The sequence below is a fragment of the Desulfogranum japonicum DSM 18378 genome (genome assembly GCF_000429945.1).
Lineage (GTDB): Bacteria > Desulfobacterota > Desulfobulbia > Desulfobulbales > Desulfobulbaceae > Desulfogranum > Desulfogranum japonicum.
Genome location: NZ_KE386994.1, coordinates 136,440 through 159,355 on the forward strand (window position 1 = coordinate 136,440; position 22,916 = coordinate 159,355).

The 22,916-nt window shown below is 45.1% G+C and carries 19 protein-coding genes; 10 read left to right on the forward strand and 9 right to left on the reverse strand.

All coding sequences use genetic code 11. The features are described 5' to 3' along the window. Positions 1 to 48: 48 nt before the first annotated feature. The 3 genes from G493_RS0124460 to G493_RS0124475 all read right to left on the reverse strand — a co-directional run bounded on the left by G493_RS0124460 (position 49) and on the right by G493_RS0124475 (position 2,037). Positions 49 to 933: a metal ABC transporter permease gene (locus G493_RS0124460; protein ID WP_232363830.1), complete on the reverse strand. Its 885-nt coding sequence runs from the start codon at positions 931 to 933 to the stop codon at positions 49 to 51. After that, the gene (locus G493_RS0124465; protein ID WP_028582454.1) at positions 893 to 1,663 is read right to left on the reverse strand and encodes a metal ABC transporter ATP-binding protein; all 771 of its coding nucleotides are present in this window, start codon (positions 1,661 to 1,663) and stop codon (positions 893 to 895) included. Before G493_RS0124465 ends, G493_RS0124460 begins: the two co-directional genes overlap by 41 nt. 215 nt (positions 1,664 to 1,878) lie before the next feature. Beyond that, positions 1,879 to 2,037 (reverse strand): rubredoxin, encoded by a 159-nt coding sequence (locus G493_RS0124475; RefSeq protein WP_028582455.1) that lies wholly within the window; start codon positions 2,035 to 2,037, stop codon positions 1,879 to 1,881. 404 nt (positions 2,038 to 2,441) lie between these two features. On the opposite strand from G493_RS0124475, the gene rplU reads away from it, so the two are divergent. From rplU to G493_RS0124520, 9 genes are all read left to right on the forward strand, one after another. Continuing rightward, positions 2,442 to 2,753 (forward strand): 50S ribosomal protein L21, encoded by a 312-nt coding sequence (rplU, locus tag G493_RS0124480; protein ID WP_028582456.1) that lies wholly within the window; start codon positions 2,442 to 2,444, stop codon positions 2,751 to 2,753. Between the two features lie 31 nt (positions 2,754 to 2,784). Continuing rightward, a complete protein-coding gene (gene rpmA, locus G493_RS0124485) occupies positions 2,785 to 3,039 on the forward strand; it encodes a 50S ribosomal protein L27 (RefSeq protein ID WP_028582457.1) in 255 nt (84 codons plus the stop codon). Positions 3,040 to 3,172: 133 nt separating this feature from the next. Next, positions 3,173 to 4,201 carry a GTPase ObgE gene (gene obgE, locus G493_RS31165; RefSeq protein ID WP_035275869.1) on the forward strand — a complete coding sequence of 343 codons (1,029 nt, stop codon included), beginning with the start codon at positions 3,173 to 3,175 and terminating at the stop codon, positions 4,199 to 4,201. Then, positions 4,182 to 5,357, forward strand: a complete 1,176-nt coding sequence (gene proB, locus G493_RS0124495) for a glutamate 5-kinase (RefSeq protein WP_028582458.1) — start codon at positions 4,182 to 4,184, stop codon at positions 5,355 to 5,357. The genes obgE and proB overlap by 20 nt, the downstream gene beginning before the upstream one ends. Before the next feature lie 101 nt (positions 5,358 to 5,458). After that, positions 5,459 to 6,718, forward strand: coding sequence for a glutamate-5-semialdehyde dehydrogenase (locus G493_RS0124500; protein ID WP_028582459.1), 1,260 nt, complete (start codon positions 5,459 to 5,461; stop codon positions 6,716 to 6,718). A 13-nt stretch (positions 6,719 to 6,731) separates the two neighbouring features. Next, positions 6,732 to 7,376: a nicotinate (nicotinamide) nucleotide adenylyltransferase gene (gene nadD / locus G493_RS0124505; protein WP_028582460.1), complete on the forward strand. Its 645-nt coding sequence runs from the start codon at positions 6,732 to 6,734 to the stop codon at positions 7,374 to 7,376. Between the two features lie 7 nt (positions 7,377 to 7,383). Next, positions 7,384 to 10,677, forward strand: a complete 3,294-nt coding sequence (locus G493_RS0124510; RefSeq protein WP_028582461.1) for a UvrD-helicase domain-containing protein — start codon at positions 7,384 to 7,386, stop codon at positions 10,675 to 10,677. Between the two features lie 3 nt (positions 10,678 to 10,680). Further along, positions 10,681 to 12,369 (forward strand): ATP-binding protein, encoded by a 1,689-nt coding sequence (locus G493_RS31170; protein ID WP_051309898.1) that lies wholly within the window; start codon positions 10,681 to 10,683, stop codon positions 12,367 to 12,369. 40 nt (positions 12,370 to 12,409) lie between these two features. Beyond that, entirely contained in the window at positions 12,410 to 13,744 is a 1,335-nt protein-coding gene (locus tag G493_RS0124520; protein ID WP_028582462.1) for a two-component system response regulator, read from the forward strand. Between the two features lie 355 nt (positions 13,745 to 14,099). Here the strand turns inward: G493_RS0124520 and G493_RS0124525 are convergent, their stop codons facing one another. The 3 genes from G493_RS0124525 to G493_RS0124535 form a co-directional block, all read right to left on the reverse strand. Next, complete coding sequence (locus tag G493_RS0124525) at positions 14,100 to 14,558, reverse strand: CBS domain-containing protein (RefSeq protein ID WP_028582463.1); 459 nt, start codon at positions 14,556 to 14,558, stop codon at positions 14,100 to 14,102. A 259-nt stretch (positions 14,559 to 14,817) separates the two neighbouring features. Next, complete coding sequence (locus G493_RS31175) at positions 14,818 to 16,425, reverse strand: bifunctional ADP-dependent NAD(P)H-hydrate dehydratase/NAD(P)H-hydrate epimerase (protein ID WP_035275871.1); 1,608 nt, start codon at positions 16,423 to 16,425, stop codon at positions 14,818 to 14,820. 142 nt (positions 16,426 to 16,567) lie between these two features. Then, entirely contained in the window at positions 16,568 to 18,130 is a 1,563-nt protein-coding gene (locus tag G493_RS0124535; protein ID WP_028582464.1) for a glycosyltransferase family 39 protein, read from the reverse strand. A 435-nt stretch (positions 18,131 to 18,565) separates the two neighbouring features. Here G493_RS0124535 and G493_RS32760 point away from each other — a divergent pair, with 435 nt between their 5' ends. After that, the gene (locus G493_RS32760) at positions 18,566 to 19,303 is read left to right on the forward strand and encodes a phosphatase PAP2 family protein (RefSeq protein ID WP_051309900.1); all 738 of its coding nucleotides are present in this window, start codon (positions 18,566 to 18,568) and stop codon (positions 19,301 to 19,303) included. On the opposite strand, the gene G493_RS0124545 is transcribed toward G493_RS32760, so the two are convergent. Genes G493_RS0124545 through G493_RS31185 form a run of 3 tightly spaced genes read right to left on the reverse strand, consistent with a single transcriptional unit; the run spans position 19,257 to position 22,837 of the window. Further along, positions 19,257 to 20,474, reverse strand: coding sequence for a glycosyltransferase family 9 protein (locus G493_RS0124545; RefSeq protein WP_028582465.1), 1,218 nt, complete (start codon positions 20,472 to 20,474; stop codon positions 19,257 to 19,259). The genes G493_RS32760 and G493_RS0124545 overlap by 47 nt on opposite strands. Before the next feature lie 30 nt (positions 20,475 to 20,504). Beyond that, on the reverse strand, positions 20,505 to 21,410 hold the full coding sequence (locus tag G493_RS0124550; protein WP_161629888.1) for a lysylphosphatidylglycerol synthase transmembrane domain-containing protein: 906 nt from the start codon (positions 21,408 to 21,410) through the stop codon (positions 20,505 to 20,507). After that, on the reverse strand, positions 21,407 to 22,837 hold the full coding sequence (locus G493_RS31185; protein ID WP_051309903.1) for an LptF/LptG family permease: 1,431 nt from the start codon (positions 22,835 to 22,837) through the stop codon (positions 21,407 to 21,409). Before G493_RS31185 ends, G493_RS0124550 begins: the two co-directional genes overlap by 4 nt. Positions 22,838 to 22,916 lie beyond the last annotated feature (79 nt).

Sequence of the window (22,916 nt, forward strand, 5' to 3'; positions counted from 1 at the left end):
GAATGTTGGAGCATATAGGGAGGTTGCGAAAGATTAAATGGTTCCTGCTTACAACCGTATTTTCTGTATCAGGGTAGAACCAATGGCCACTAGAAGATAGCTGATGGTGGCCAGGATTATAATAGCAGGTCCGCTGGGAAGGTCGAGTTCATAGCTTATCCCTAAACCTGCTGTAATAAATATACCACACAAAAGAGTGGCTACAATTATCATCTGCAGGATTGAACGGGAAAAAGTACCTGCAATGGCTGCTGGTAACGTGAGCAGGGCTATAACCATAACAATACCCACAAGCCTGACAAGCAGCACAATGGTTAAAGCTGTAAGGCAGAGCAGCAACAGGTAGAGCCAGTGGGTAGGAACACCTCGCAGTCTTGCGTATTCTTCGTCAAAACAGACAGCCAGAAGCTGGCTGTAAAACTGGTATACCAGGACAATAACAATAATATCCAGGGCGATGATGTAATACAGATCTGTTTTACTGATGAGCAGGATGTTCCCGAACAGATAACTCATCGGATCAATATAGCCTGGAGTCTTAGCTATAAACAGCAGGCCGATGGCCATTCCGGCAGCCCATAATGCCCCTATAACACTGTCTTCTCGTTGCTGGGCACGAAGGCTCACCAGTGTGAGGATGATAGCAGCCACAAGAGCGACGCTAATGGCGCCAACCTGCGGACTGAGCCAGGGAATGCCAAGTACCTGCTGGCAGTATAAGCCAGCTCCAATGCCACCAAGTACACAGTGGGAAATTGCCCCGGCGATATAACTGATGCGACGGACAACGACAAAAGTACCGATAATCCCAAATGGGATGGCTGCAAGCAGGCCACTGAGCAAGGCGTAGCGAAAAAAGGGCAGGTCTGGATTGGAAAGAAGCGAGAGCAGATCAGCCAATGGTATGTCCTTTACAGCTGCATTTATGGTCATGTCGAATCATTCGCAAATCTCCTCCGTACATATTTTGAATTAATTCGCCTGTGAGCTCGCTGGTCGGGTGAATAACCACGGTTTTATTCACGCAGGCGATACGTTTGAAGAAAGTGGAGGCAAAGCCGACTTCATGGGTAACCATGAGAATGGTCATTCGGTCCGTGAGCCGGGCCAGCATGTCAAAAAAATGTTCTTCGGCCTCATGGTCTATGTTTGCTGTAGGTTCGTCAAGGATGAGAATCCTTCCTGTGGAGGCTATTGCCCTGGCAATGAGAACGCGTTGACGCTGGCCACCGGAAAGTGCGGCAAACGGACTGTTAGCCCTGTCTGCAAGGGTTACCTGCTCCAGTGCATCCATTGCCACCTGTTTATCCTCTTTGTTGAAACGATTACTTGTCATATGGCCCAATCTGCCCATACATACCACATCACGCACTGAAATGGGGAACTGGGGGTCATAATTGGCGTACTGCGGCACGTACCCGAAGTCCATGTGAGCTTCATGGGGGGTGCGGCCAAAGACGGATATGTTCCCACTGCTTGGCGTAAGCAGACCAAGAATCAGTTTGATGAGAGTGGTTTTCCCTCCTCCATTGGGGCCTACGATGCAAAGTGTATCATTTGCATCAACTGTCAGATTAACATCTGTGAGAACATTCCTCTGGTTATAGCCAAAGGATAAATGAGATATTTGAATGGCAGGTGAAAAATCCTGATTTGCAGTCATGTATATGTTAATGAGTGGCAGACGGCCAATTGTAGAGGAAAAGGTAATTTAATGATTATGTTATTCTATTTGACATTATGTCGGGAAATGGTCAAGTGGAACGTCGTTTTTTTACAAGGAATCTGAATGAGTTCAACAGGAATCGCGTTGAAAGAGGGGGAAGAAGAAAAGGGGATGCAGGCCGGGAATCGACCTGCACAGCATGTTGTATATGATCAGTCTGCAGGATAAAAGTATTCTTTTTCTGCACCGCATTTGGGGCAGACCCAGTCCTCCGGAAGATCTTCAAAGGGAGTACCAGCATCTATACCATTGTCAGCGTCCCCTTCTTCGGGATCATAAATGTACCCGCAAGGGCATTCCATTTTTTGCATAACACTTCTCCTGTAAATTGAGATTGGCACTTTATATCATGTTACTACATCATACTATCGTGGGGTATGTTCGGCAAGAGAAAGTGATGGCTGTAATATAAATTGAATGCGCCACGATGTGGTACTTTAATTTGTCTTTTATGCAGATTTTACAGTATATTATGCGCGCAACACATATAGGTGATTATCTGCTGCGTTCTTTCTTTTAGGTACAGAAACACAGTTGGTGTAGGTTAACGGGAAAAGAATTTGGCCAGGTTGGGCATGAGAATACCCAAAAAAAAATGAGGTTGAAAAATGGTTACGTGCATATTCAGCTTGACAATTAATCCTGTGATGTGTTTAAATTTCTCGTTACGCACGTAAAAAATATTTTTGTTTTAATGGATAGAAGGAGGAATCGCATGTATGCAATAATCCGTACCGGTGGAAAACAGTATCAGGTGGAAGCCGGCGATACACTCCGGGTTGAAAAACTTGAAGGTACCGTAGGCGACACCGTAGAACTTGATGATGTTCTGCTTGTAGTTGATGGTGAAACTGTTAAAGTTGGTCAGCCTGTAGTTGATGGTGCAAAAGTGATGGCAAAAATCACTGAGCAGGGCAGGCACAAAAAAGTTATCGTGTTTAAGAAAAAAAGACGTAAAGGATATCAGGTGAAAAAAGGTCACCGCCAGTTTTATACTGCGTTGACCATTGAAAACATCACAGCGTAAGATCACTGATATCTGAGACGGAGAAAAAACCATGGCTCATAAGAAAGCAGGCGGTAGTTCAAGGAACGGACGTGACAGTGCCGGTCAAAGAAGGGGCGTTAAACGATTCGGTGGCCAGGTTGTCAAGGCCGGGAATATCTTGGTTCGTCAGTTAGGAACCAAAATCCATCCGGGTGAGAACGTTGGTTGCGGCCGCGACTATACCCTTTTTGCAAAAATCGACGGTACTGTTCAGTACGAAAAATTCGGCAAGGATAAAAAGAGAGTTTCTGTCTATCCTGAATAAACGTATATTGCCTCTGCATCAGAGGACTCTATAGGCAGCACCAGGTTGCATACCGATTCTTGCGAGACTCGGCATCAATAGAGATATTGGTGTCGGGTCTTTTTTATTTAACTCAAAAAAAATAAGAACAGTCATGGGATTTGTTGATGAGGCCAAATTTTTCGTGAAAGCCGGTGACGGTGGAAATGGCTGCGTCAGTTTCCGGCGCGAGAAGTATGTTCCCAAGGGCGGCCCCAATGGCGGCGACGGTGGTAAAGGTGGCGATGTCTATCTGGTAGCAGACCGACAGCTCAGGTCACTTATTGATTTTCGATACCGTTCCCATTTCAAGGCAGAGCGTGGCACCAATGGTCAGGGGAGCGATAAGCATGGCAAAGGTGGCAGTGACAGTACCATTAAAGTTCCCTTGGGATCAGTTATCAAAGATGCTGAGACTGACGAAGTATTGGTAGACCTGATACAAGACGGTCAGGTATTTCTAGCCGCTCAGGGCGGAAAAGGGGGGTATGGCAATAGTCGTTTTGCCACTTCGACCAATAGAGCCCCGCGAAAAGCCACGCCCGGAAAAGAAGGTGAGGAGCGCTGGCTGAAAATTGAATTGAAACTCCTGGCAGATGTCGGACTCATAGGACTCCCAAACGCTGGCAAGTCGACCCTGCTGTCAAAGTTGTCAGCCGCCAACCCCAAAATAGCTGCTTACCCGTTTACCACGCTGGATCCACAGCTTGGAGTACTGAATTTCCCTTATACTGATCCGTGTATTATTGCTGATATACCCGGTCTCATAGAAGGTGCCCATGAAGGAGTAGGGCTTGGACATCAATTTTTACGTCACATAGAGCGAACATCCATCCTTCTCCATGTTGTTGATGGTTCCGTTGGATTGGAACAGGCACTATCTGATTACCAGACCTTGATGACTGAGCTCGCGGCCTATAATGAAGAACTGCTTTCACGTACTCACATTCTGGTCATAAATAAAATTGATCTGCTCGATGAAGAGGACATACAAGCGTTGACAGAAGGGTTTGCAGATAAGGCTCATCATTGTCTGGCCATTTCAGCTGACATGGAGATAGGCCTCGAGGCTCTCAAAGAGTTGATTGGAGATATCCTGGAGAAACAACGAGAAGGGGAAGCTGATGACCTTTCAAGTGAATAGACAAGATGGGTTATTTTATCGTCAGACATATTTTGACAAGGCCAGACGAGTTGTTCTAAAGGTAGGAAGCGCAGTACTTACAGACGAATGTGGGCTACGTTCAGATGTCATAGCCAACATCAGCAGGCAGATAGCCTTTTTGCAGTCCAGTGGCAGAGAAGTAATTCTGGTCAGTTCCGGAGCTGTTGCCGCAGGTCGTCAGGTGCTTGGAGTTGAAAAATCACCACTTGAACCTCTGAGGATCAAACAGGCCTTGGCAGCTACCGGACAGGGACTGCTGATGCAGGCCTATGAACATGCCTTTGCTGAGCATGGTAAGAAGGTCGCGCAGATTCTTCTTACCCACGACGACCTCTCCCATAGAGGCAGATATCTTAATGTCCGTAACACCTTATCAACACTCTTTGATTTAGGTGTTATCCCTATTATAAACGAAAACGACACTGTATCTGGTGAAGAGCTTCGTTTCAGTGACAATGATACCCTTGGCGCGTTAATCACTAACATGATCGGCGCGGATATGTTTATGATTCTCACCGATGTGGACTGTCTCTATACCGCAAATCCCATGGCGGACGAGTCTGCGCGGCCGATTTATACGGTTGCCGAGATCGACCAGGCTGTGGAGAAAATGGCTGGTCATTCAGCCAGTTCACTGGGTACAGGTGGTATGCTTGCCAAGTTACGGGCAGCTAAAATGGTATCTGAATGCGGAGGATGCAGCTTTATTGGCCCCGGAAGAAATCCTGATATCCTGCAGGAGCTTTTCAGCGGTGAACTTATCGGGACCTTTTTCCTGCCAGCCAAAGATAGGATTAACCGTCGCAAACACTGGATAGCATACGTTTTGAAACCAGAAGGATATTTGGTGCTTGATCGTGGTGCCTGCAAAGCTTTGCAGGAAAATGGGACAAGCTTGCTGCCTTCAGGCATTATCAGCGTACAGGGAGAGTTTGATGTCGGGGCCCCAGTCCGATGCCTGGATCAGGAGGGGCTGAATATTGCCTCAGGATTGAGTAATTACAGTTCCGTTGAAATTGAACTGATTAAAGGATTGAAAAGTAACCAGATTTCTGGTGTATTGGGGCATAAGGACAGTGATGAAGTGATTCATCGTGATAATCTTGTCCTGAAAACCAACGCAATATATGAATAACCGATACAGTATGTGACTGATCAATACGTTGAGGGTTGCAGCACTTTACCAATCGTTTATACAGCCCCCTGTGAAGGGGGAACACAGGAGGAGATAGAGTGATGGAGCAGTTGGAACAGTCAATCATCGAAATTGCCGGTAAAGCCAAAAAAGCTTCCCGTATCATGGCAAATCTGCCAACGGCGACAAAAAATCAAATCCTCCTTGATATAGCCGATGCTTTGGTCGAAGAACAAAAAGAGATTATGGCTGAGAACGCAAAAGACCTACAGGCTGCCAAGGAGAAAGGTCTCAGTCCGGCTATGTTGAATCGCTTGCAGATAGATGAGCAGGGGATCGCTTCCATGGTTCAGGGTGTTAAGGAAATTGCAGCTCTGGAAGACCCTGTAGGTGAAGTGGAAGAAATGCGTCAACGTCCAAGTGGTATCTCTGTTGGTCGTATGCGCGTACCTCTGGGAGTGATATGTATGATTTATGAGTCACGCCCAAACGTGACCATAGATGCAGCCACTCTTTGTCTGAAAGCTGGAAATGTCGTTATTCTTCGGGGAGGCTCAGAAGCTATCAATTCCAATGTTGCCCTGGCAAAAATAATGCAACAGGTGCTGGAAAATCATAATATTGATTCGTCTGTAGTTCAGGTTCTACCAATGACTGACCGTGCCGCTGTGGATATTCTTCTCAAACAGGAAGAATACATTGATCTGGTTATCCCTCGGGGCGGTGAGGGCTTGATTCGCGCAGTGACTGAAAAATCCATGATTCCGGTTCTCAAACACTATAAAGGTGTTTGCCACGCATATGTGGATCGTTCAGCTGATCCGAAAATGGCAGTGGATATCGTATATAACGGCAAGGTTCAACGCCCTGGGGTATGCAATGCCCTCGAAGGCCTACTTGTGCATGAAGAGTGTGCGGCAACCATCCTGCCACAGATAGCTGCTAAATTACAGGAAAGCAATGTTACACTCCTTGGTTGTCTGAAAAGCTGCAGTCTTGTTCCTTCCATGAAACCAGCAGCCGACGAAGACTGGGGAACTGAATTCCTTGACTTGATCATGGTGGTCAAGGTGGTTTCCAGTATGACCGAGGCCATGGAGTATATTGCTGAACATGGCAGTCAGCATACAGAAATCATCATCACCGATTCCTATGAAAGGAGTCAAACGTTTCTTCGCAGCGTAGATGCCTCTGCTGTGATGGTTAATGCTTCGTCCCGTTTTAATGATGGTGGTCAATTTGGTCTTGGTGCAGAGATCGGTATCTCCACGACAAAACTGCATGCCTATGGTCCCATGGGGTTAAAAGAATTGACCACACGTAAATTTATCGTTTACGGACAGGGTGAAATCCGACAATAAAGAGGGGGGTTCCGTGTCATGCCAGCAGGAAGTTGGCCTTTTTGGCGGAAGCTTTGATCCGGTACATAACGGTCATATTGCCATTGGCCGTTATGTACTTATGCATCACTGTTTAAGAGAGATTCTTTATATACCTGCCCCGTCTCCACCGCATAAAAACTCCCTCGGAGCGTCCTTTGCCCATCGGGTGGCCATGTTGGAGCTGGCCCTTCACAATGAGCCACATTTGCATATATCCCTTATCGAGAACGAATATGAGGGGCCGTCTTATACTGTCGAAACCATTGAAAAACTGATGGCAAGAAATCCCCATACCCGATATTCTATGATTATAGGGGGGGATTCATTGAAGGATCTGGGCTCCTGGTACTGTTCAGAACGTATACTCTCCTTGGTTAATATCATTGTGGTAGGGCGTGATCTGATGAGCTCCAGCTATCTGGAACGCTGTATAATCTCCTTGAAACCTGCGTTTCGATGGCATAGAGAAAGCAATAGCTACCTTTCCGATGTTGGCACAAGCCTTGTGTGCCATGGGAATCTCCATTTACCGATTTCCTCTTCCCAAGTTCGTGCTGATCTCAGTCACAACCGATGCCCTGCTGAAGTGAACCCCGCCGTGTACTCCTATATTCGTGAGCATAATCTCTACAGGTAACAAAATAGTGAAATATATTGCTGATTTGCATATTCATTCTGCCTTTTCCAGAGCTACCAGTAAAGCAAGTAATCTGCAAGGGTTGGCTGCCTGGGCAGCTATTAAAGGAATCAACGTTATCGGCACAGGAGATTTTACCCATCCGGAATGGTATACACACCTATGCGAGCAACTGGTAGAGGATGAGCCCGGAATGTATCGTCTACGTGATGAATACCTTGATTGTGACAGCTTTTTGCCTCCAGAGCTTCAAGGTATGAAAACCGTAGAACAGGTGCGTTTTGTACTCACTGCTGAAATCAGTTCCATTTACAAAAAAGCTGGTAGGGTGAGGAAAAACCATAATATTCTTTTTGCCCCAGACCTTGAATCGGTCAGTCGCATCAACCGGAAACTGGCTACTATAGGTAACATCCATTCAGACGGCAGGCCAATTCTGGGGCTCGATGCAAAGGATTTGCTTGATATTATGTTGGAACTTGCTCCTGAAGGCTTTTTAGTCCCGGCACATATCTGGACTCCCTGGTTTTCCCTGTTTGGCTCTAAATCCGGATTTGATACCATTGAAGAATGTTTTGAGGAACTTACACCACACATTTTTGCCTTGGAAACAGGACTTTCATCTGATCCGGAAATGAACCGCTGTATTTCATCTCTGGATCGTTTTACCCTGATTTCTAATTCAGACTGTCACTCACCTGCCAAGTTAGGGAGAGAGGCAAATATTTTTAACACTGAGCTGAGTTTCTATCATATGCGGGATGCCATTCGAAAGCCCCGCAATGCAGAGGAAAAACAGGTGTTTGAAGCAACAATTGAATTTTATCCGGAAGAGGGGAAATATCATTGCGACGGACATCGAAAATGTCAAATATGCTATGAGCCTGAGGAAAGTATTAAACATGATAATCTGTGTCCGGTCTGTAACAAGCCACTGACCATTGGTGTCCTCAACCGCGTTGTGGAGCTTGCTGATCGAACATCACCACAGTACCAGCCCTATGATCCTGCAGTGTACAGTATTACCCCCCTGGCAGAAGTCTTGAGTGAACTGCTGAATGTCGGACCTGCGAGTAAAAAAGTGAGCCAGGCTTACGCACGTGCTATAGGAACCTTTGGCTCGGAGTTCTCTATTCTGATTGATGTTCCTCTTGAGGAAATAGGTGCAAAAAGTAATGCGCTGTTTCAGGAGGCAATTCGGCGTATTAGAGAAAATGAAGTTATCCGTAAACCTGGGTATGATGGTGAATTTGGTGTGATTCGAGTTTTTGAACAGGATGAAAAAGAGCAATTTATTGGTCAGGGAAACCTGTTCGGTATGGCGGCCAGTCCCCCTGGAAAAAAAAAGCGCAAAGTAACACCTCAGCCTAAAAAAAAAGTAGATAATACTGCCTGTACAGCGGTGCCTCGTGAGCTTAATCCGCAACAAAAAACCGCAGTTGATGCAGAATCACCAATAATTGCGGTTCAGGCAGGGCCAGGTACCGGTAAAACACATACATTGGTTGCCAGGGTTCAAAAGCACCTGGATGAGCAGGATAGTCCGTGTACAGTAATCACCTTCACCAATAAGGCCGCAGATGAACTCCACGACCGATTGAGTGCACAGTTTGAGGAGGGTAATGGTAAAGAGAAACTGCATGTCAGTACTTTTCATGGCTACTGTCTACGCTGGTTACGGAAAAACGATCCTTCACTGACAGTTCTTGGTGGAAACGACCGTCCCTTTATGCTGATGCGGCTAGAGCCGGATTTATCTCTCCAGCAGGCCAAGGAAAAAGCGGTTGTTCTCGTACAGCTCCTTGGTGATCCTGATGGAAGAAATTCTGTTGAAGTTCAAATCTACCGGGACGCTCTTCAGCAAAAGCATATTATTGATATCGATCTGATTATTCCGGGCTTGATTGAAATTCTCCAGGAAAATACACCCCAGAGCTTACAGATACGAGCAGAGACAGGTGCACTTTTCGTTGATGAATTCCAAGATATAAATCAGGAGCAATATCAACTCGTCTCCTTACTTGCTACATCTTCCCCTGTTTTTGTGATTGGAGATCCTGATCAGTCTATTTATGGATTCAGAGGAGCTGATGTTCAATGGTTTTCCCGCTTTGTGGAAACATTTCATGCACAGGTTATTCAATTAATACATAATTATCGAAGTGGTCTGCACATTATCAAGTGTGCTGAAGAGCTGATATCACGAAACACCATTCACCAGGAACGTAAACCCATGCTTGCAGTAAGCAAGTCTTCCGGTTCCATTTATGTGCAGCAATGTACCACTCCAGAACAGGAAGCCCGGTTTATTCTCGATCATATTGAAGCTCACCTGGGCGGGACTTCGCACCGTGTCATTGAAGGATTGAATATCTCTGACAATGGCGATTACGGATTGCAGGATATTGCTGTACTGTTCCGCACATCCAGGCAAATGGAATCACTCAGCAACGTGTTGAACCAAAGGGGCATTCCTTATCAACGGGTTGATCAAAAGGCCTTTTATGCGCAAAACGAAATGCGGCCATTATTTTATGCTATCCTGTTACTGGCAGGTAAGGCACAGCTTGAACATCAGTTGTTTCTCATCAGACAGGAGAAGGGAGTTGGTGAAGGGGCTGTCAGGACAATTTCGAAGTGGATGGGTAGGGTAGACCAACTTCCTGATATCCTTGGCGAGCAAATTCATGGACTATTCTCATCCTCAACTCCATCTCTTTTGTTGGCTTTTCAATCTTTTTTCCATAAAATAAAGAAAGCGTGTGCAGAAGGCATGCCAATGGCAAATCTGGTCGAACAACTTGCCGAACACTATGGCTTTGAAATACAGCAGCATAGTGTGCAGCAATTACGCCAACTTGCGGTAAATTATGGGCCGAATATCGATAGCTTTGCCACCTATCTTTTGCGCTACAGTGATAGTGTACTGTATGATGAAATGAGTGATGTAATTACATTGTCAACATTACATGCTGCCAAGGGGCTTGAATTCCCAGTCGTGTTTGTTGCCGGATTTGAAGAACAACTCATTCCGCTTCAACCACGAACAGAACTTTCTCTCCCAGCCATGCAGGCCCACATCGAAGAAGAACGGCGTCTTGCGTATGTGGGTTTGACCAGAGCTGTGGAAACTTTGTACCTGACGTGGTGTACCACAAGAGTCCATAATGGGCAAAAATGTATCAGCCAGGTATCTCAATTTTATTCGGAATTGCCAGAAGAATATCTTGAGTCTCCGCCTGTTGTGAGAACAGCGCAGAAAAAACAAAGAACTTATAAACAACTTTCACTGTTTAGCTAGCCAATGCCTGATCTACCCACAACACAAGATCTCCAGCAGGAGATCATCATCCTCAAGAAGACCAATGAGCGCCTGCGTCTTGAGAATTTGGAACTCAGGGAAACGGCAAATCAGGCTGATACCGCATCAAAGGCTAAATCAGACTTTCTGGCTATGATAAGCCATGAAATTCGTACACCTATGAATGGAGTTATAGGGATTAGCGAATTATTACTGAACACAGAACTCCACCCTCGTCAAAAACATTTTGCTCAGCTGATTCTCACTTCGGCTCGAAGTCTCCTTACCCTTATCAATAGTCTGCTTGATTTCAGTAAAATAGAAGCGCATAAGATGGGATTGGAAATCATCTCATTTGATCTCAGAGATCTTTTGCAGCAGCTGTTAACACTCTATATTGTTTCCGGTAAACAAAAAGGAATCGCAGTCAAGCTTGAGGTGGGAGAAGATGTTGCACGCTACTATACCGGAGACGGCGTTAAGCTTCGCCAGATTTTGGTTAATCTTCTTGGAAATTCGATTAAATTCACCGATAATGGACAGATTACACTAACGGTTGAACATGTGGATCGTCAAGAAGATACGGATCTGCTTCGGTTTACGGTGATTGATACAGGCATGGGGATTGCCGAAAATGCACTTAAAACGTTATTTGAGCCGTTTGTCCAGGCTGATATAAGTTCAACCCGTCGTTTTGGAGGTACAGGTCTTGGGCTTTCCATCTGTTCCAAGCTTGTTGAACTGATGGGAGGGCGAATTGAAGTTAAGTCTGAAAGCGGAAAGGGCAGCAGGTTTTGGTTTACATTACCCTTCAAGCCCGAAAAAACAGGTGACATCATTGCTGGTCCCCAGTTGGATTTTGCAATTCCCTTGCATCATGGCCAGAATACAACCTGTGGCATGAGCCAGGATGACAAGAGTAATACTCTGCGTCTGCTTATTGTTGATGATGATCAGACAAATCGTATAGTCATGGAGGAAATATTCAAGGATACCCCTGCCAAGACGTATTTTGCTGAAAATGGGCAACAGGCCATTTCAATGTGCAGCGAGCAATCTTTTGCCATGATTTTTATGGATTGCCAGATGCCTGTCATGGATGGATTTGAGGCCACTGTCAGAATTCTAGAAGAACTCAAAGAAAAAAAGCGTCCAGTCCCCCCAATCATTGCGTTAACCGCGGATGCAACCAAACGTACTCACGAACGCTGTTATGATGTTGGCATGGTCGACTACCTTGTGAAACCAATTGATTTCAGACGATTACAGGAGGTACTCCAGGTGTGGTTGCCTGACTCTGAAGAAAAAATACATATTTTTTCTACAGATGATAAATCTGCCGTTGAGACCGACGAAGAAAATAGTGTTATCAATAGGGCCGCGTTACAAAAGCTCGAACAGCATGTTGGTAATATTGATAATGTTGTAAAGGTGTTCGTTGGTGCGTTGGAACAACGAACCAAAGCACTAAAAGCTGCTTTTCTCGCAGGGAGAGCAGATGAAGTACAGAAATACGCACATATGTTGAAAGGCAGCAGCAGCCAGGTTGGCGCAGAACAGCTCGCTAAATTATGTGAGGCTATGGAACAGGCTGGGAGAAGAGGTAGCCTGAAAGAAGTGCGGCAACTCATGCCAAAAATCGAACATATGGTGAAGGAAGTGCTTAACTTTTTCAAGGAACAACGTAACTGATCTGTTGTATTGAATCTTTAGCAGAAAAAGATATGTCATTATGAAGAAGCCGCTTTTTTCCGGAGCCATCCCACGGATATTAATTGTCGATGATGATGAGGTTATCCGTGTGGTGCTTCGCCAGTTTCTGGAGTCAGAGCACTATGCAGTTGAAGAGGTTGACAACGGATCTGACGCATTGGAATACGTTCGGGGAAAACAATTTGACCTGGTAATCTTAGACATAGCTATGCCTGGTATTGACGGTCCAAGTGTTTGTGAACATATTTCCACATCCCTTGTCAACCCGCCACCTGTTTTGATGGTAACTGCTTTGGATGATGAAGATACCATTGATAGATCCTTTAATGCCGGAGCTGTTGATTATATACGTAAGCCTATACGTTGGCCTGTGCTAAAAAATCGTATTCGTTACATATTGGGATCTCATCGTGCAAAACTTGAACTTGAGTTGCTATCAAAAAATTACGAAATGATCCTGGATGCAGCTGCCAATGGTATTTGCGGCGTAAATATTCAAGGGAACATCAGCTACATCAATCCTGTGGGCCTGGGTATGTTGGGCTACACCCTTGAAGAGGTTACAGGTAAGTCTTACAAAGACATCTTTTATCTCTCCTCTCCGGGAAAAGATGATTTTAATATGGAGAGTTGTCCCTTTTTTTCAGATAGAACCCTTCAAGAAACGACATATTTCAACGAAATCCGTATATTAAAGAAGGATGGAAGCAGTTTTCCAGCGGACTTTCGTTCAACACCTATCATTCAGTCCAACAGGCTTGTCGGTGGTGTACTGATTTTCGAAGATATTACAGAGCGTCAGGAGGCTGCAGAGCTGATTCGTTATATGGCCAATCATGATGCTTTGACCCACCTGCCCAACAGGAACTATTTTAAGAGACGTCTTCCACAGGCGATTTCACTGGCACAGAGACAAAGAAGAAAACTTTGTCTGCTATTTATTGATCTTGATCGATTCAAACCCATAAACGATACCTATGGCCATGGTATAGGTGACATGGTTCTCATACAGGTCGCGAATCGTCTGCGGTCTACGTTGCGGGCATCTGACTCCGTATGCCGTTTAGGGGGAGATGAATTTGTTATTCTTCTTGAATCTACAGACACATTTGAGGGAGCAAGTCATGTTGCTCAAAAAGCTATTGATTTACTCAATGAGCCCATCGATGTAAATGCCCATGTCTGTTACATCGGTGCAAGCGTTGGTATATCTGTTTATCCTGATGATTGTGCAGATGCGGAAGCCATGTTGCGACATGCAGATATTGCCATGTATGAGGCAAAGAAAAATGGACGCAACTGCTGGGCTTTTTATTCTTCGACAGAGAAGAGTACTAAAAAAGCTGCCAATTGATTAGGTGTCAGGTTAATTGGCAGCTGTCAACCAGGAGGCTGTCTGAAGGTGAACTCTTCACCGATTAAGCAGTGGTTCTGCATAATCGGCTCTGTGCACCTGATTTTTCACCTATCAGCCTGGCTTACGTATGATCCAATACGCTTCGCCAGCCTATTTGCAAAAATTTCAGGCACTCTGTAACCAGTTACAAACACAGGGGCTTTTCAAATTTTTATCCATCTCCCCTATGCGTAGTTATGTTTCAGAAAAATTATGCTCAACATATTTTACTGAAATATGTTGAGCTGAGAAAAAAGCAATTCTCCGACAGACTCCTGAAAATGAGTATGCTGTAAAAACAGCAAAGGAGATATCACCCCTGTTTATGAGCTATGGTTTTAATGATATCCGCATTGCCAATGATTCCCTGCAGGGTGCCATCTTGAATGACCGGTATGGTGTGGACATTCTTGGTAGCCATAAGGGTGGCGATTTCTTCCAAGGTTGTTTCAGGAGTTACACTGACCAGATCATACGTGCAGATATCACTCACTTTTGATCCTGAGATTTTTCGCAATTCCTTTTCCATCTTATCCGGCCGTTCCAGAAACAGAAAAGAGTCGAGAATGGCTACAGCTGTTGGAATATGAACTTTTTTATTCTGAAAGATCAGATCACTTTCCGTCACAATCCCGACCACATTGTTTTCATCATCTACAACGGGAACTCCGTTTATCTTATTGGTCAGAAGAATTGTAGCCAGATCACGGATAGAATCTGATTCATTAACTACCATCACTTCTGTGGACATAATATCTTTTGCTGTCAGCATATATTAACCTCATCTGTCTGGATTATAAAAGAGTAGGGGACAAGTAGTCCGCACTTCTCATAATGTTAGGGGCACGGAAAAAAATATTCAATCCTGCTTGTTTCTCAATTTGGTAACGTCGTCGCGTCAATGGCTCAATACGCCCAGTATGGACCCATTGACGCGACGACGTTACCAACCACCGATATCCTACGCAATTTTTGGATATTTAGTATTTTCCGCGACCTTTAAAAACAATCTATTATTCTACCGCTCAAAACTACCTGACACCTTTTCCTAATTTTCGGCAACCTTTTGCCAATTCTGCTATGCAAACAGGGAGTTGCTCTGCTACTTCTGAAGCCAGGTAGCCATATGGACTTATCTGAGCCAGACGATCGGCGGCAAATCCATGCAGGAAGGTTCCAAGGCAGGCCGCGTCCCATGGGGCATAGCCCTGGACAAGCAGGCTGCCGATAATTCCAGCAAGCACGTCTCCCATACCTCCAGTGGCCATTCCTGGATTGCCGGAGGTGTTAATTGCCCAGCAACCGGAAGATGAGGCAAGAACAGTACCTGCTCCTTTTAAGATAGTGATCAATTCATGCCCGCTTGAATGGGTACTTTGCCAGAGGGCCGACTCAAGACGATCTTGCTGAAGCTTTTGAACGGAAGTCTGGCAGAGTCGGGCCATTTCGCCTGGATGCGGTGTGAAAATACGTGGCCCTCCCGGATTATCAATGGTTTCTGGTTGGGTGGCCAGGATGTTAAGTGCGTCGGCATCAATGACCATGGGAATCTGTAGTCGCTTATACAGTTCATAAACCAAGGTGGCTGTCACTTGATCTGTGGCGATTCCAGGTCCAAGGACAACTGCTTCTTTATCTTCGCAAAATTCGAGGATGGTATTCAGGTCATCAATGGACAACCTTGCCTGGGAATGTGGTAAAGGAAGAGTCATTGCCTCTGGCAGTGAGATTTCGAATATCGTATTCAAATCAGCAGGTACTGCCAGCGAGGCCAGGCCGACACCACTATATAAAGCACTTTTTGCGCAGAGAATTGCAGCACCTGTTTTACCAATAGAACCTGCAATAACGACAAGGTGGCCATTACTTCCCTTATGAGCCGTGATCTGTTTGCCGGCAGGAACAGGGATAGTTCCTTCTGTCAGAGCTTTACCCTGTATTTTTACTTTTCTGTATAACTGAGGAGGAATACCTATGTCCACGACTCGAACATCACCTATTCCCTCACCACCGTTATGAAAGTGGGCTGGTTTGGGCAGGCCGTAGGTGACCGTCAAATCAGCTTGTATTACGCCCCCATGTATCTGGCCTGTATCGCTGTTCATTCCGGAGGGAATATCAACGGCGACAATAGGAATCTGTTCCTGTTGTTTCAGTGAATTGATACAGTGGATGGCTTCAAGAAAATGCCCTTCAACTTCCCTGGTCAGGCCTGTACCAAAGAGAGCATCGACTACTGTGTATACGGGATTTTTTCGATGGTGGCTAATTATGTGGTCATAAATTTCCTGAACTTCCTCGTTCGAGCTGAGAATAGTGCAGGGTAAACCGATGTTTTTGATTATTGTATAGTTTCCCAGGGCATCGCCTGTCAGTTTAGACGGAGGTACCAGAAGATACAATAGAGGACATGCACCCTGGTTCAGCAGGGTTCTTGCTATGACAAAACCATCTCCGCCATTATTTCCCGGCCCGACGAAAATGACTACATGTTTACCTCGAGGCGAGCCAAATCTTTCAACCATGTAATCAACGGTTCCACGGCCTGCGTTCTCCATGAGCACCATTCCGGGGATCCCAATGGATTCAATGGCCAGCCTATCCAATTCCCTCATTTGTGCAGCTTGAGCAATATACATAATTTTTTGTATGATTAGATGTGTCTACACTGTATGCAGGCCAGGTTTATGTGTCTTTGGCCTCCCTCCTGCGTGCAGTATAATCCGATTGTCAGTTCAAATAAAGCTGGAACCACCCTTTCACTATAATAAGGCCTGTGAACTATTGCTTTTGCTCAGTGGTTTGATATCTGGTGGCCCGAATATCGTTTTTATTTTCAGGAATCCAACGGATACCACCTTTAAATCCATATCCTTTAAACAGATATAATTTCTGTGTATTTTGGAGGCCAAACCAGGGAGAGTTCCTTGTAAGGTTGATTTCTTTTACAGGATCAATACGTTGAAACAGACCTGCCAACTGCTGCTCCATGGGGCGGTAACTGAAAACCCCAATGGCATCTTGCCCCTGCAACATTGAATCATTCCACCAGAAGTCATAGACATTGGGGCGCGACCATCTATTTATGGAGACGGTTTGAGGGTTGCCGGGAGTATAGAAAGCCAGTTCGCTGGCATATTGATAGCGAAGACCGAAAATGAAAGTTGATTCAGGTCGTTTCATGGTTTCCCGCTCTTTATAGACTATGGCACCAAGTTGATCCCAGCCGGTAGTCTCACGGGCAGTACGATCCAGGTTCAAGGGGATTGGGAGTAATGGATAAGTAACCTGCAGTAAAATTGGTAAAGTAATGCATATCCCACCATACAGAGAAAGACGCCATGGCCATTTTGATTGTGGTTTTTTATGAGGCGGGGCAAAAACGGCAAGAAAAAGAATAATGGCTGTGGTGAAGACTGGTGCTGGCCAGTTACCATAAATACGTACATGGAAGGCGAGTAGTAAAAATATGAGAAAGCCTGGTAAAGACATCCAACAGAGGTAGGCCCGTGCCTCCTTGCCAAGGTTTTTACTCATTGGTGGGTAAAACCACAATATGAGGATAAACAGAAATAGGAATGGTGATAATAGTGCAGCTTGAGACGCAAAGAAATCGCCAACAAATCTAAGAGTGAAAAAAGGACCATCATCAAGACCACCCTGATAGAGAACATGCCTGAAAGTTGCCCACTCGTGCTGCCAGTTCCAGATAAGAACAGGAGAAAAAAGAACAAGGCCTAAAAACAAGCCGGCCCAGGGCCATGCCGTGGCGAGTTCTTTTCTAAATCGCGGGGTACAGATCATGTAGAAAAAGAGGCTGGGGAGAAAAAGCAGCATTGTGTATTTGCTGAGCATCCCCAGACCGAACCAAATTCCTGTTGCTATCCAGTGAGACTTATTTCGCAGTGTCAGAGCCATGGCGGCATGGTAGCATGCTGCAGCCCAGCACGGCAGGAGTAGACCGTCAGGGGTGGCAATCAGTGCTGAGCCATTATAGAGGAGGACGACTTGCGTCAGGAGAGCGGCTGCCGGAGCAAGACGCCAGCCAGCCAGTTGACCGGTCAACCTGGTGGTATATATGGAAAATATTGCTCCACCTATGAGTGTTGGTAAACGTACGCCAAAGGCTGTATGGCCAAACAACTTGGTTGAAAGCCATATGGTCCATGCAATCATGGGGGGATGATCGTGGTAACCGAGATCCAGATACCTGGACCACTGCCAGTAATTTGTTTCATCTGGAGCAAGAAGAAACTGGGTGCTCAGAAGAGCTCGAAGCAGGGTAAAACCTATGATAATACACAGGCTTGTATAAAGGGGTGATTTTATATTACTGTTATCCATAGGGCAACTGAAAGTCATATTCGGTGGGAATTGAAGGCCGTGGGGAATAATACCTACCTAAAAATTGTGCAGGGTATAGGTTCATTTTCCTGAATGTTTCTATGTCGTATTGATCCATTGATACAGCCATGAGAATACGTTGAGAGGTCTACACGGCTGGACCATGTAATTTTTCGTGGCCCTTAACTTAGAAGATTAGCAATGCATCATATTTTTCACATATTTGCCTGTGATATTCAAGTTTTTGATTAATTTTCTATAAAAATCAGTTAGTTGAATTGGCAGTTGGCATATTTTTTTCATGAAAGTCATAGTGTTGTTAATGAATACTTGTTCTCTTAAGCAGAAAAAGGCTAAAATAGGATCTACACACAAAGTGGCAGCCTGTTTGTATAAACAAGTTGTAAGTTATATTGTATTTCAGGAGTTATTCTGTTGGACCGTCTTAATCGTATCTTTCTTATCTGCATAGCCTTTATAGTACTCACTTTTTGTATGTGGCTGACCAATGCAGACAGGTATATCTCTTCACTTTTTTATGTACCTGGCCGGCGTTGGCCGGGTCCGGGAGTTACCCAGGATATATGGTGTTTCGTATATCAGGTGGCTCCAATTCCCTCAATAGTTTTAGGTGTTATTGCCCTGTTTGTCCTCCTGCTTGGTATTAAATACATCTCATTACGTTACTATAGAAGAGCTGCTCTTTTTATGTTGCTTTTACTTCTTCTCGGGCCAGGGCTTCTTGTTAATGTGGTTTTCAAAGAAAATCTGGGCAGGCCGCGTCCCCGTGAGGTAACTGATTTCAACGGGAACTATGCGTATCATCAGTTTTGGGAGCCTGGCCCCACCAGTACCAATTCATCTTTCCCCTCCGGCCATGCAGCTATAGCCTTTTCCACCATGGGACCCTGGTTTCTTATACGTAGGAGAGGAAACAGAAAATTGGAGTACGGAATACTGGGAGCCTCTATCTGCTGGGGCGGAGTTGTCGGTTATGCCCGTATCTATCAGGGAGCCCATTTTCTCAGTGATATTGTTTGGGCAGGAGCCTTTGTCTATCTAACCGGAGAGATACTTGCCATCTTGCTTAAGCCGGAGTTGCCGCCGGGAAATGCTGCTTTCAAAATCAGTCACTGTGCAAATATTCCTTTATCTGATCAAAGACCTGTGTAACGGTGATGGCCTGGAGGCATTTATTATCTGTGCAGGCGGTTTTTCGATGATTGGCTGCGCTTACACATGGAGAGCAGGCCAAACCTGCATAAATAGGCGTTGAATTTCCGAGTGAACCATATAGAGCAGGTGTTTCCGGGCCAAAGAGTACAAAGGTTGGCAGTGTGGTTATCGATGAAAAATGTCCTGGGCCGGAGTCATTGGTTACCATAAGCAAAGCCATTGAATAGAGAACAGGTAATTCTGCCAGAGTTGTTGCCCCTGTGAAGTTAACACACCGTTGACTGCCAACTTTTCTGCAAAGCATATCTGCTTCTTCATTCTCAGAGGGTGCTCCTGTAATCAGGACAAGAAACTTGTCGTTCCGTGAGAGGATTTTACTCGCTAGTTCCTGGTATCTTTCGGGCATCCATCGTCTCTGGGGTAGGAGTTCACTTGCATTGGGATTCAGCAGGACTATCTTGTGGTATCCAGGTTTATATTCGTTAAATCGATCGATTATGGTTTTCTGTATTGTTTGTTGTTCCTGAAGCGTCGGGTGAATTGTTGGCAGACCGATCTCCTTATCAGAAATATGGATCTTAGAATAGGGGACTTCCTCCTCTTTACTTTCAATTGCATAGACAAGAGCCACAAAGTTTTTTGCAATGTGGATATGAGGATTATATGCCACACGGTGGGTTAGAAGTTCACCCCTGTAAAGACCTTCGTTGTGAAATGCGTGGAATCCGACTCTTTTATTCGCCCCTGAAAGACCTGTCAGCAGAGCGGTAAAACGTGAAAAGAGTTCCAGATCGATAACCGTATCAATACCTTTTTTTCGAGTCCAGAAGAGAAATCGTAAAGTATCGATTATCAAGGAAAGCAAGTTGTTTTCCCGCAGCGTGAAAATGTTGTTTTCTTCAACAGTGTTCAGCAGCTGTAAGCTTGCCTTATTTTTTCGGAAAATTACAAAATATATCTCTGCCTGCAGGTTTTTTTTTGCCCTTTCCATTGCCGGGTTGGCGAGAATGGTAGAACCCATCTCTGAAAGTTCAACGAACAAAATTTTCCTGCTTTCAACCGGTTGTTTCTTTCCGTAAACATGGGCCAGTTTCAGGAGCCAGGTAAGGATGAATGTAAGAGGTATTCCGAACCACCGGTCGATGGTTCGCATGGAGTCAACAGTCATAATCTTTTGTATGTAGTGGGCCGAGGTCTTTTATATATGACGCTTCTGGAAAAGAAATATAGCAAATCCCGGCAGCGAAGAAATAAGTAACAGTAAACCAAAAATAATAGAGAACAATAAAACCAGAGACTTATCAGCCCCTATGAGCAGGAAAAATCCTATCATGGCACTTTCCCGTATGCCCCATCCAGCAAGGGAAATGGGCAGTATCGTCAGGAGAAGTACCGGAGGTACGAGTGTAATATATACAGCAAGATCAAATTCCAGCCCCAGGCCATTTCCCAGCATATAAAAAGAAAACATGGTAATAAGGTGGATAAAAATGCTGAGGCTGAGCTGGTTTAATATGGCAACAGGTGTGGCGTACACATCCCTGTAACGCTGTGATAGACGGGGAATGTATGCCAGAAACTTTAATCGCTTGAGAATATTTACATTGCGAAGAAAGAAAAGTGAAATCAAAGCAATCAGGAGGCACAGGGTCAGCAGTATCAGCAGAGTAGAAATCTGAACCGGCAAGAGTTCCATGTTGAAAAGCAAGGCGAACAGATTCAGCAGGAGCAGACCACTCAACCCTATAATGCGATCAATGAAGGTACCGTAAAATGCGTCTTCCTTGTTGTCAAGTATGCGGGAGCAGTCAAGGATACGCAATGCATCGCCGCCTATGCTGGTTGGCAAGCCCTGATTAAAAAAACAGCCCTTATAATAACTCATCAAATAAAAAGACAAAGGTTGACGGCAACCAAGACTTTTCATGATGAGAGACCAACGATAGGCAGCAAGAGATGTCCCGCATATCAGTAAAAATACCACACTTATCGGGATGTAGAGTGGTAATTTACGCACGGCATGAAGTGCAACCTGGATATCTATCTGACGGAAAATCAAAAAAAGAATGATTCCGCTGAGGGCAAGCTTAATACAGTATTTCAAGGTTTCTGGTTGTTTAGCAATGTCTGGCAATATGAACAGGGTCTGAAACCTGATTCCTCTGCAACCTCTGGACTCAGGAATTCAATGGTACATTGGCTGCAAGTGTAGTTTTCACATTGTGATAAATGGTATTCCTTGGTCGTTGCATTCGCATGAACCTTGGTTCCGATGGTATCTGCATCACTCACTTCAACCGGTGTACGGCGATGCAGCAACCATTTCATGAACAAACCAAGATAATACAGAATCGGTTTTATAGTAATGTCAAATATGCTTGCCAGGAAATTCTGAACTGTTTCCGGCAAAATGGGGTACTCACGTTCCACTCTGTAGAAAATATAGATGGCCAGCAATGCAAATATGATGTCCGGCAGCCACATACCCAAGAGTAATGGCAGGACCAGATCTTCAACCATGACCTTACAGGTCGTAGAAACAACGTAAAAGCCAACAAAGAATCCAAGTCCAATGGGAATACCTACAGCTCGTTTTCCTGGGCCTGCCTGCAATCCCAGAGGAAGGCCAAGCAGACTGAGGATGAAACAACCCACGGGCATGACATAGCGATCCCAATATTCTGTCAGGAAGACAATACCTTTTTTATTATCCGGTCCAAAGCGTTCCGCCATTTGAATCAGCTGCTCCTGGGTAAGAGCTCCTCTGCTGATTTGATCCATGCTTTCGCCGTCAACGGTTTTAGGTGCTTGAAGCGGTATCTGCAGCTGGTATTTTTCAAAGCGAATGACCTGGTTGTCTACTCCTTCGGCATTGTGGAGGGTACCGTCTTCTAGAATGATGGTGACCATCATTTTTTTAACCTCTGCCTCCATCCTGCCAGCTTTCGCTATTGTAATAATGGGTTGATCCCTGTCGCGCATGTCGGAGACGTAGACTCCGTGCCAATGATCATTTTCGTCTATATCATCTACATAGACGACCAGATCCCCAAGTGCTTCGGTAAAAGTTTTTTCTTTTAATCCCTTATCGATTTTTTCTTTAGCGAGCTGGAACATGAGCAGTTTCATGTTCTGCTCACCGGCAGGTATCAGATGTACAGAGAAAAAACCAGTCAATGTGGCTATGGTCGCGGCAATAATCACCACTGGTGGAAGCATGCGCAGGAGGCTGATTCCACATGCCTTGAACGCCAGAATTTCCCTGTCGTTGGTCAGCCGGGTGAAGCCAATAATAACTCCGGTCATGCTTGCCATGGGAATGACATACAAAAGCATATGGGGGAAAATGTAGCAGAAAAGACGTATAAAGTCGGCAAAACCTATACGCAGTTCCAGGACAACTTCAAGCAGAGGAATGAGTCTGACCAGGAAAAAAACAGAGTATAGAATAATGAAGCTTGCAAAAAAAGGAGCAAGCAACTCCGTTGCTACATAACTATATAACAGAAGCGGTAAACGTGGCAAACGCATGCAGGTGTAGAAGCTTCAATAATGAAATGTTTGATAGATTTGATTTTTGCCCCCGTGGGGGCATTAACCCCGTATCCTG

Excerpts from the sequence above, each read along its gene's own strand:
- G493_RS0124460 (WP_232363830.1), bottom strand. The coding sequence starts at position 933 with ATGACCATAAATGCAGCTGTAAAGGACATACCATTGGCTGATCTGCTC.
- G493_RS0124465 (WP_028582454.1), bottom strand. The coding sequence starts at position 1,663 with ATGACTGCAAATCAGGATTTTTCACCTGCCATTCAAATATCTCATTTA.
- G493_RS0124475 (WP_028582455.1), bottom strand. The coding sequence starts at position 2,037 with ATGCAAAAAATGGAATGCCCTTGCGGGTACATTTATGATCCCGAAGAA.
- rplU (WP_028582456.1), top strand. The coding sequence starts at position 2,442 with ATGTATGCAATAATCCGTACCGGTGGAAAACAGTATCAGGTGGAAGCC.
- rpmA (WP_028582457.1), top strand. The coding sequence starts at position 2,785 with ATGGCTCATAAGAAAGCAGGCGGTAGTTCAAGGAACGGACGTGACAGT.
- obgE (WP_035275869.1), top strand. The coding sequence starts at position 3,173 with ATGGGATTTGTTGATGAGGCCAAATTTTTCGTGAAAGCCGGTGACGGT.
- proB (WP_028582458.1), top strand. The coding sequence starts at position 4,182 with ATGACCTTTCAAGTGAATAGACAAGATGGGTTATTTTATCGTCAGACA.
- G493_RS0124500 (WP_028582459.1), top strand. The coding sequence starts at position 5,459 with ATGGAGCAGTTGGAACAGTCAATCATCGAAATTGCCGGTAAAGCCAAA.
- G493_RS31170 (WP_051309898.1), top strand. The coding sequence starts at position 10,681 with ATGCCTGATCTACCCACAACACAAGATCTCCAGCAGGAGATCATCATC.
- G493_RS0124520 (WP_028582462.1), top strand. The coding sequence starts at position 12,410 with ATGAAGAAGCCGCTTTTTTCCGGAGCCATCCCACGGATATTAATTGTC.
- G493_RS0124525 (WP_028582463.1), bottom strand. The coding sequence starts at position 14,558 with ATGCTGACAGCAAAAGATATTATGTCCACAGAAGTGATGGTAGTTAAT.
- G493_RS31175 (WP_035275871.1), bottom strand. The coding sequence starts at position 16,425 with ATGTATATTGCTCAAGCTGCACAAATGAGGGAATTGGATAGGCTGGCC.
- G493_RS0124535 (WP_028582464.1), bottom strand. The coding sequence starts at position 18,130 with ATGGATAACAGTAATATAAAATCACCCCTTTATACAAGCCTGTGTATT.
- G493_RS0124545 (WP_028582465.1), bottom strand. The coding sequence starts at position 20,474 with ATGACTGTTGACTCCATGCGAACCATCGACCGGTGGTTCGGAATACCT.
- G493_RS31185 (WP_051309903.1), bottom strand. The coding sequence starts at position 22,837 with ATGCGTTTGCCACGTTTACCGCTTCTGTTATATAGTTATGTAGCAACG.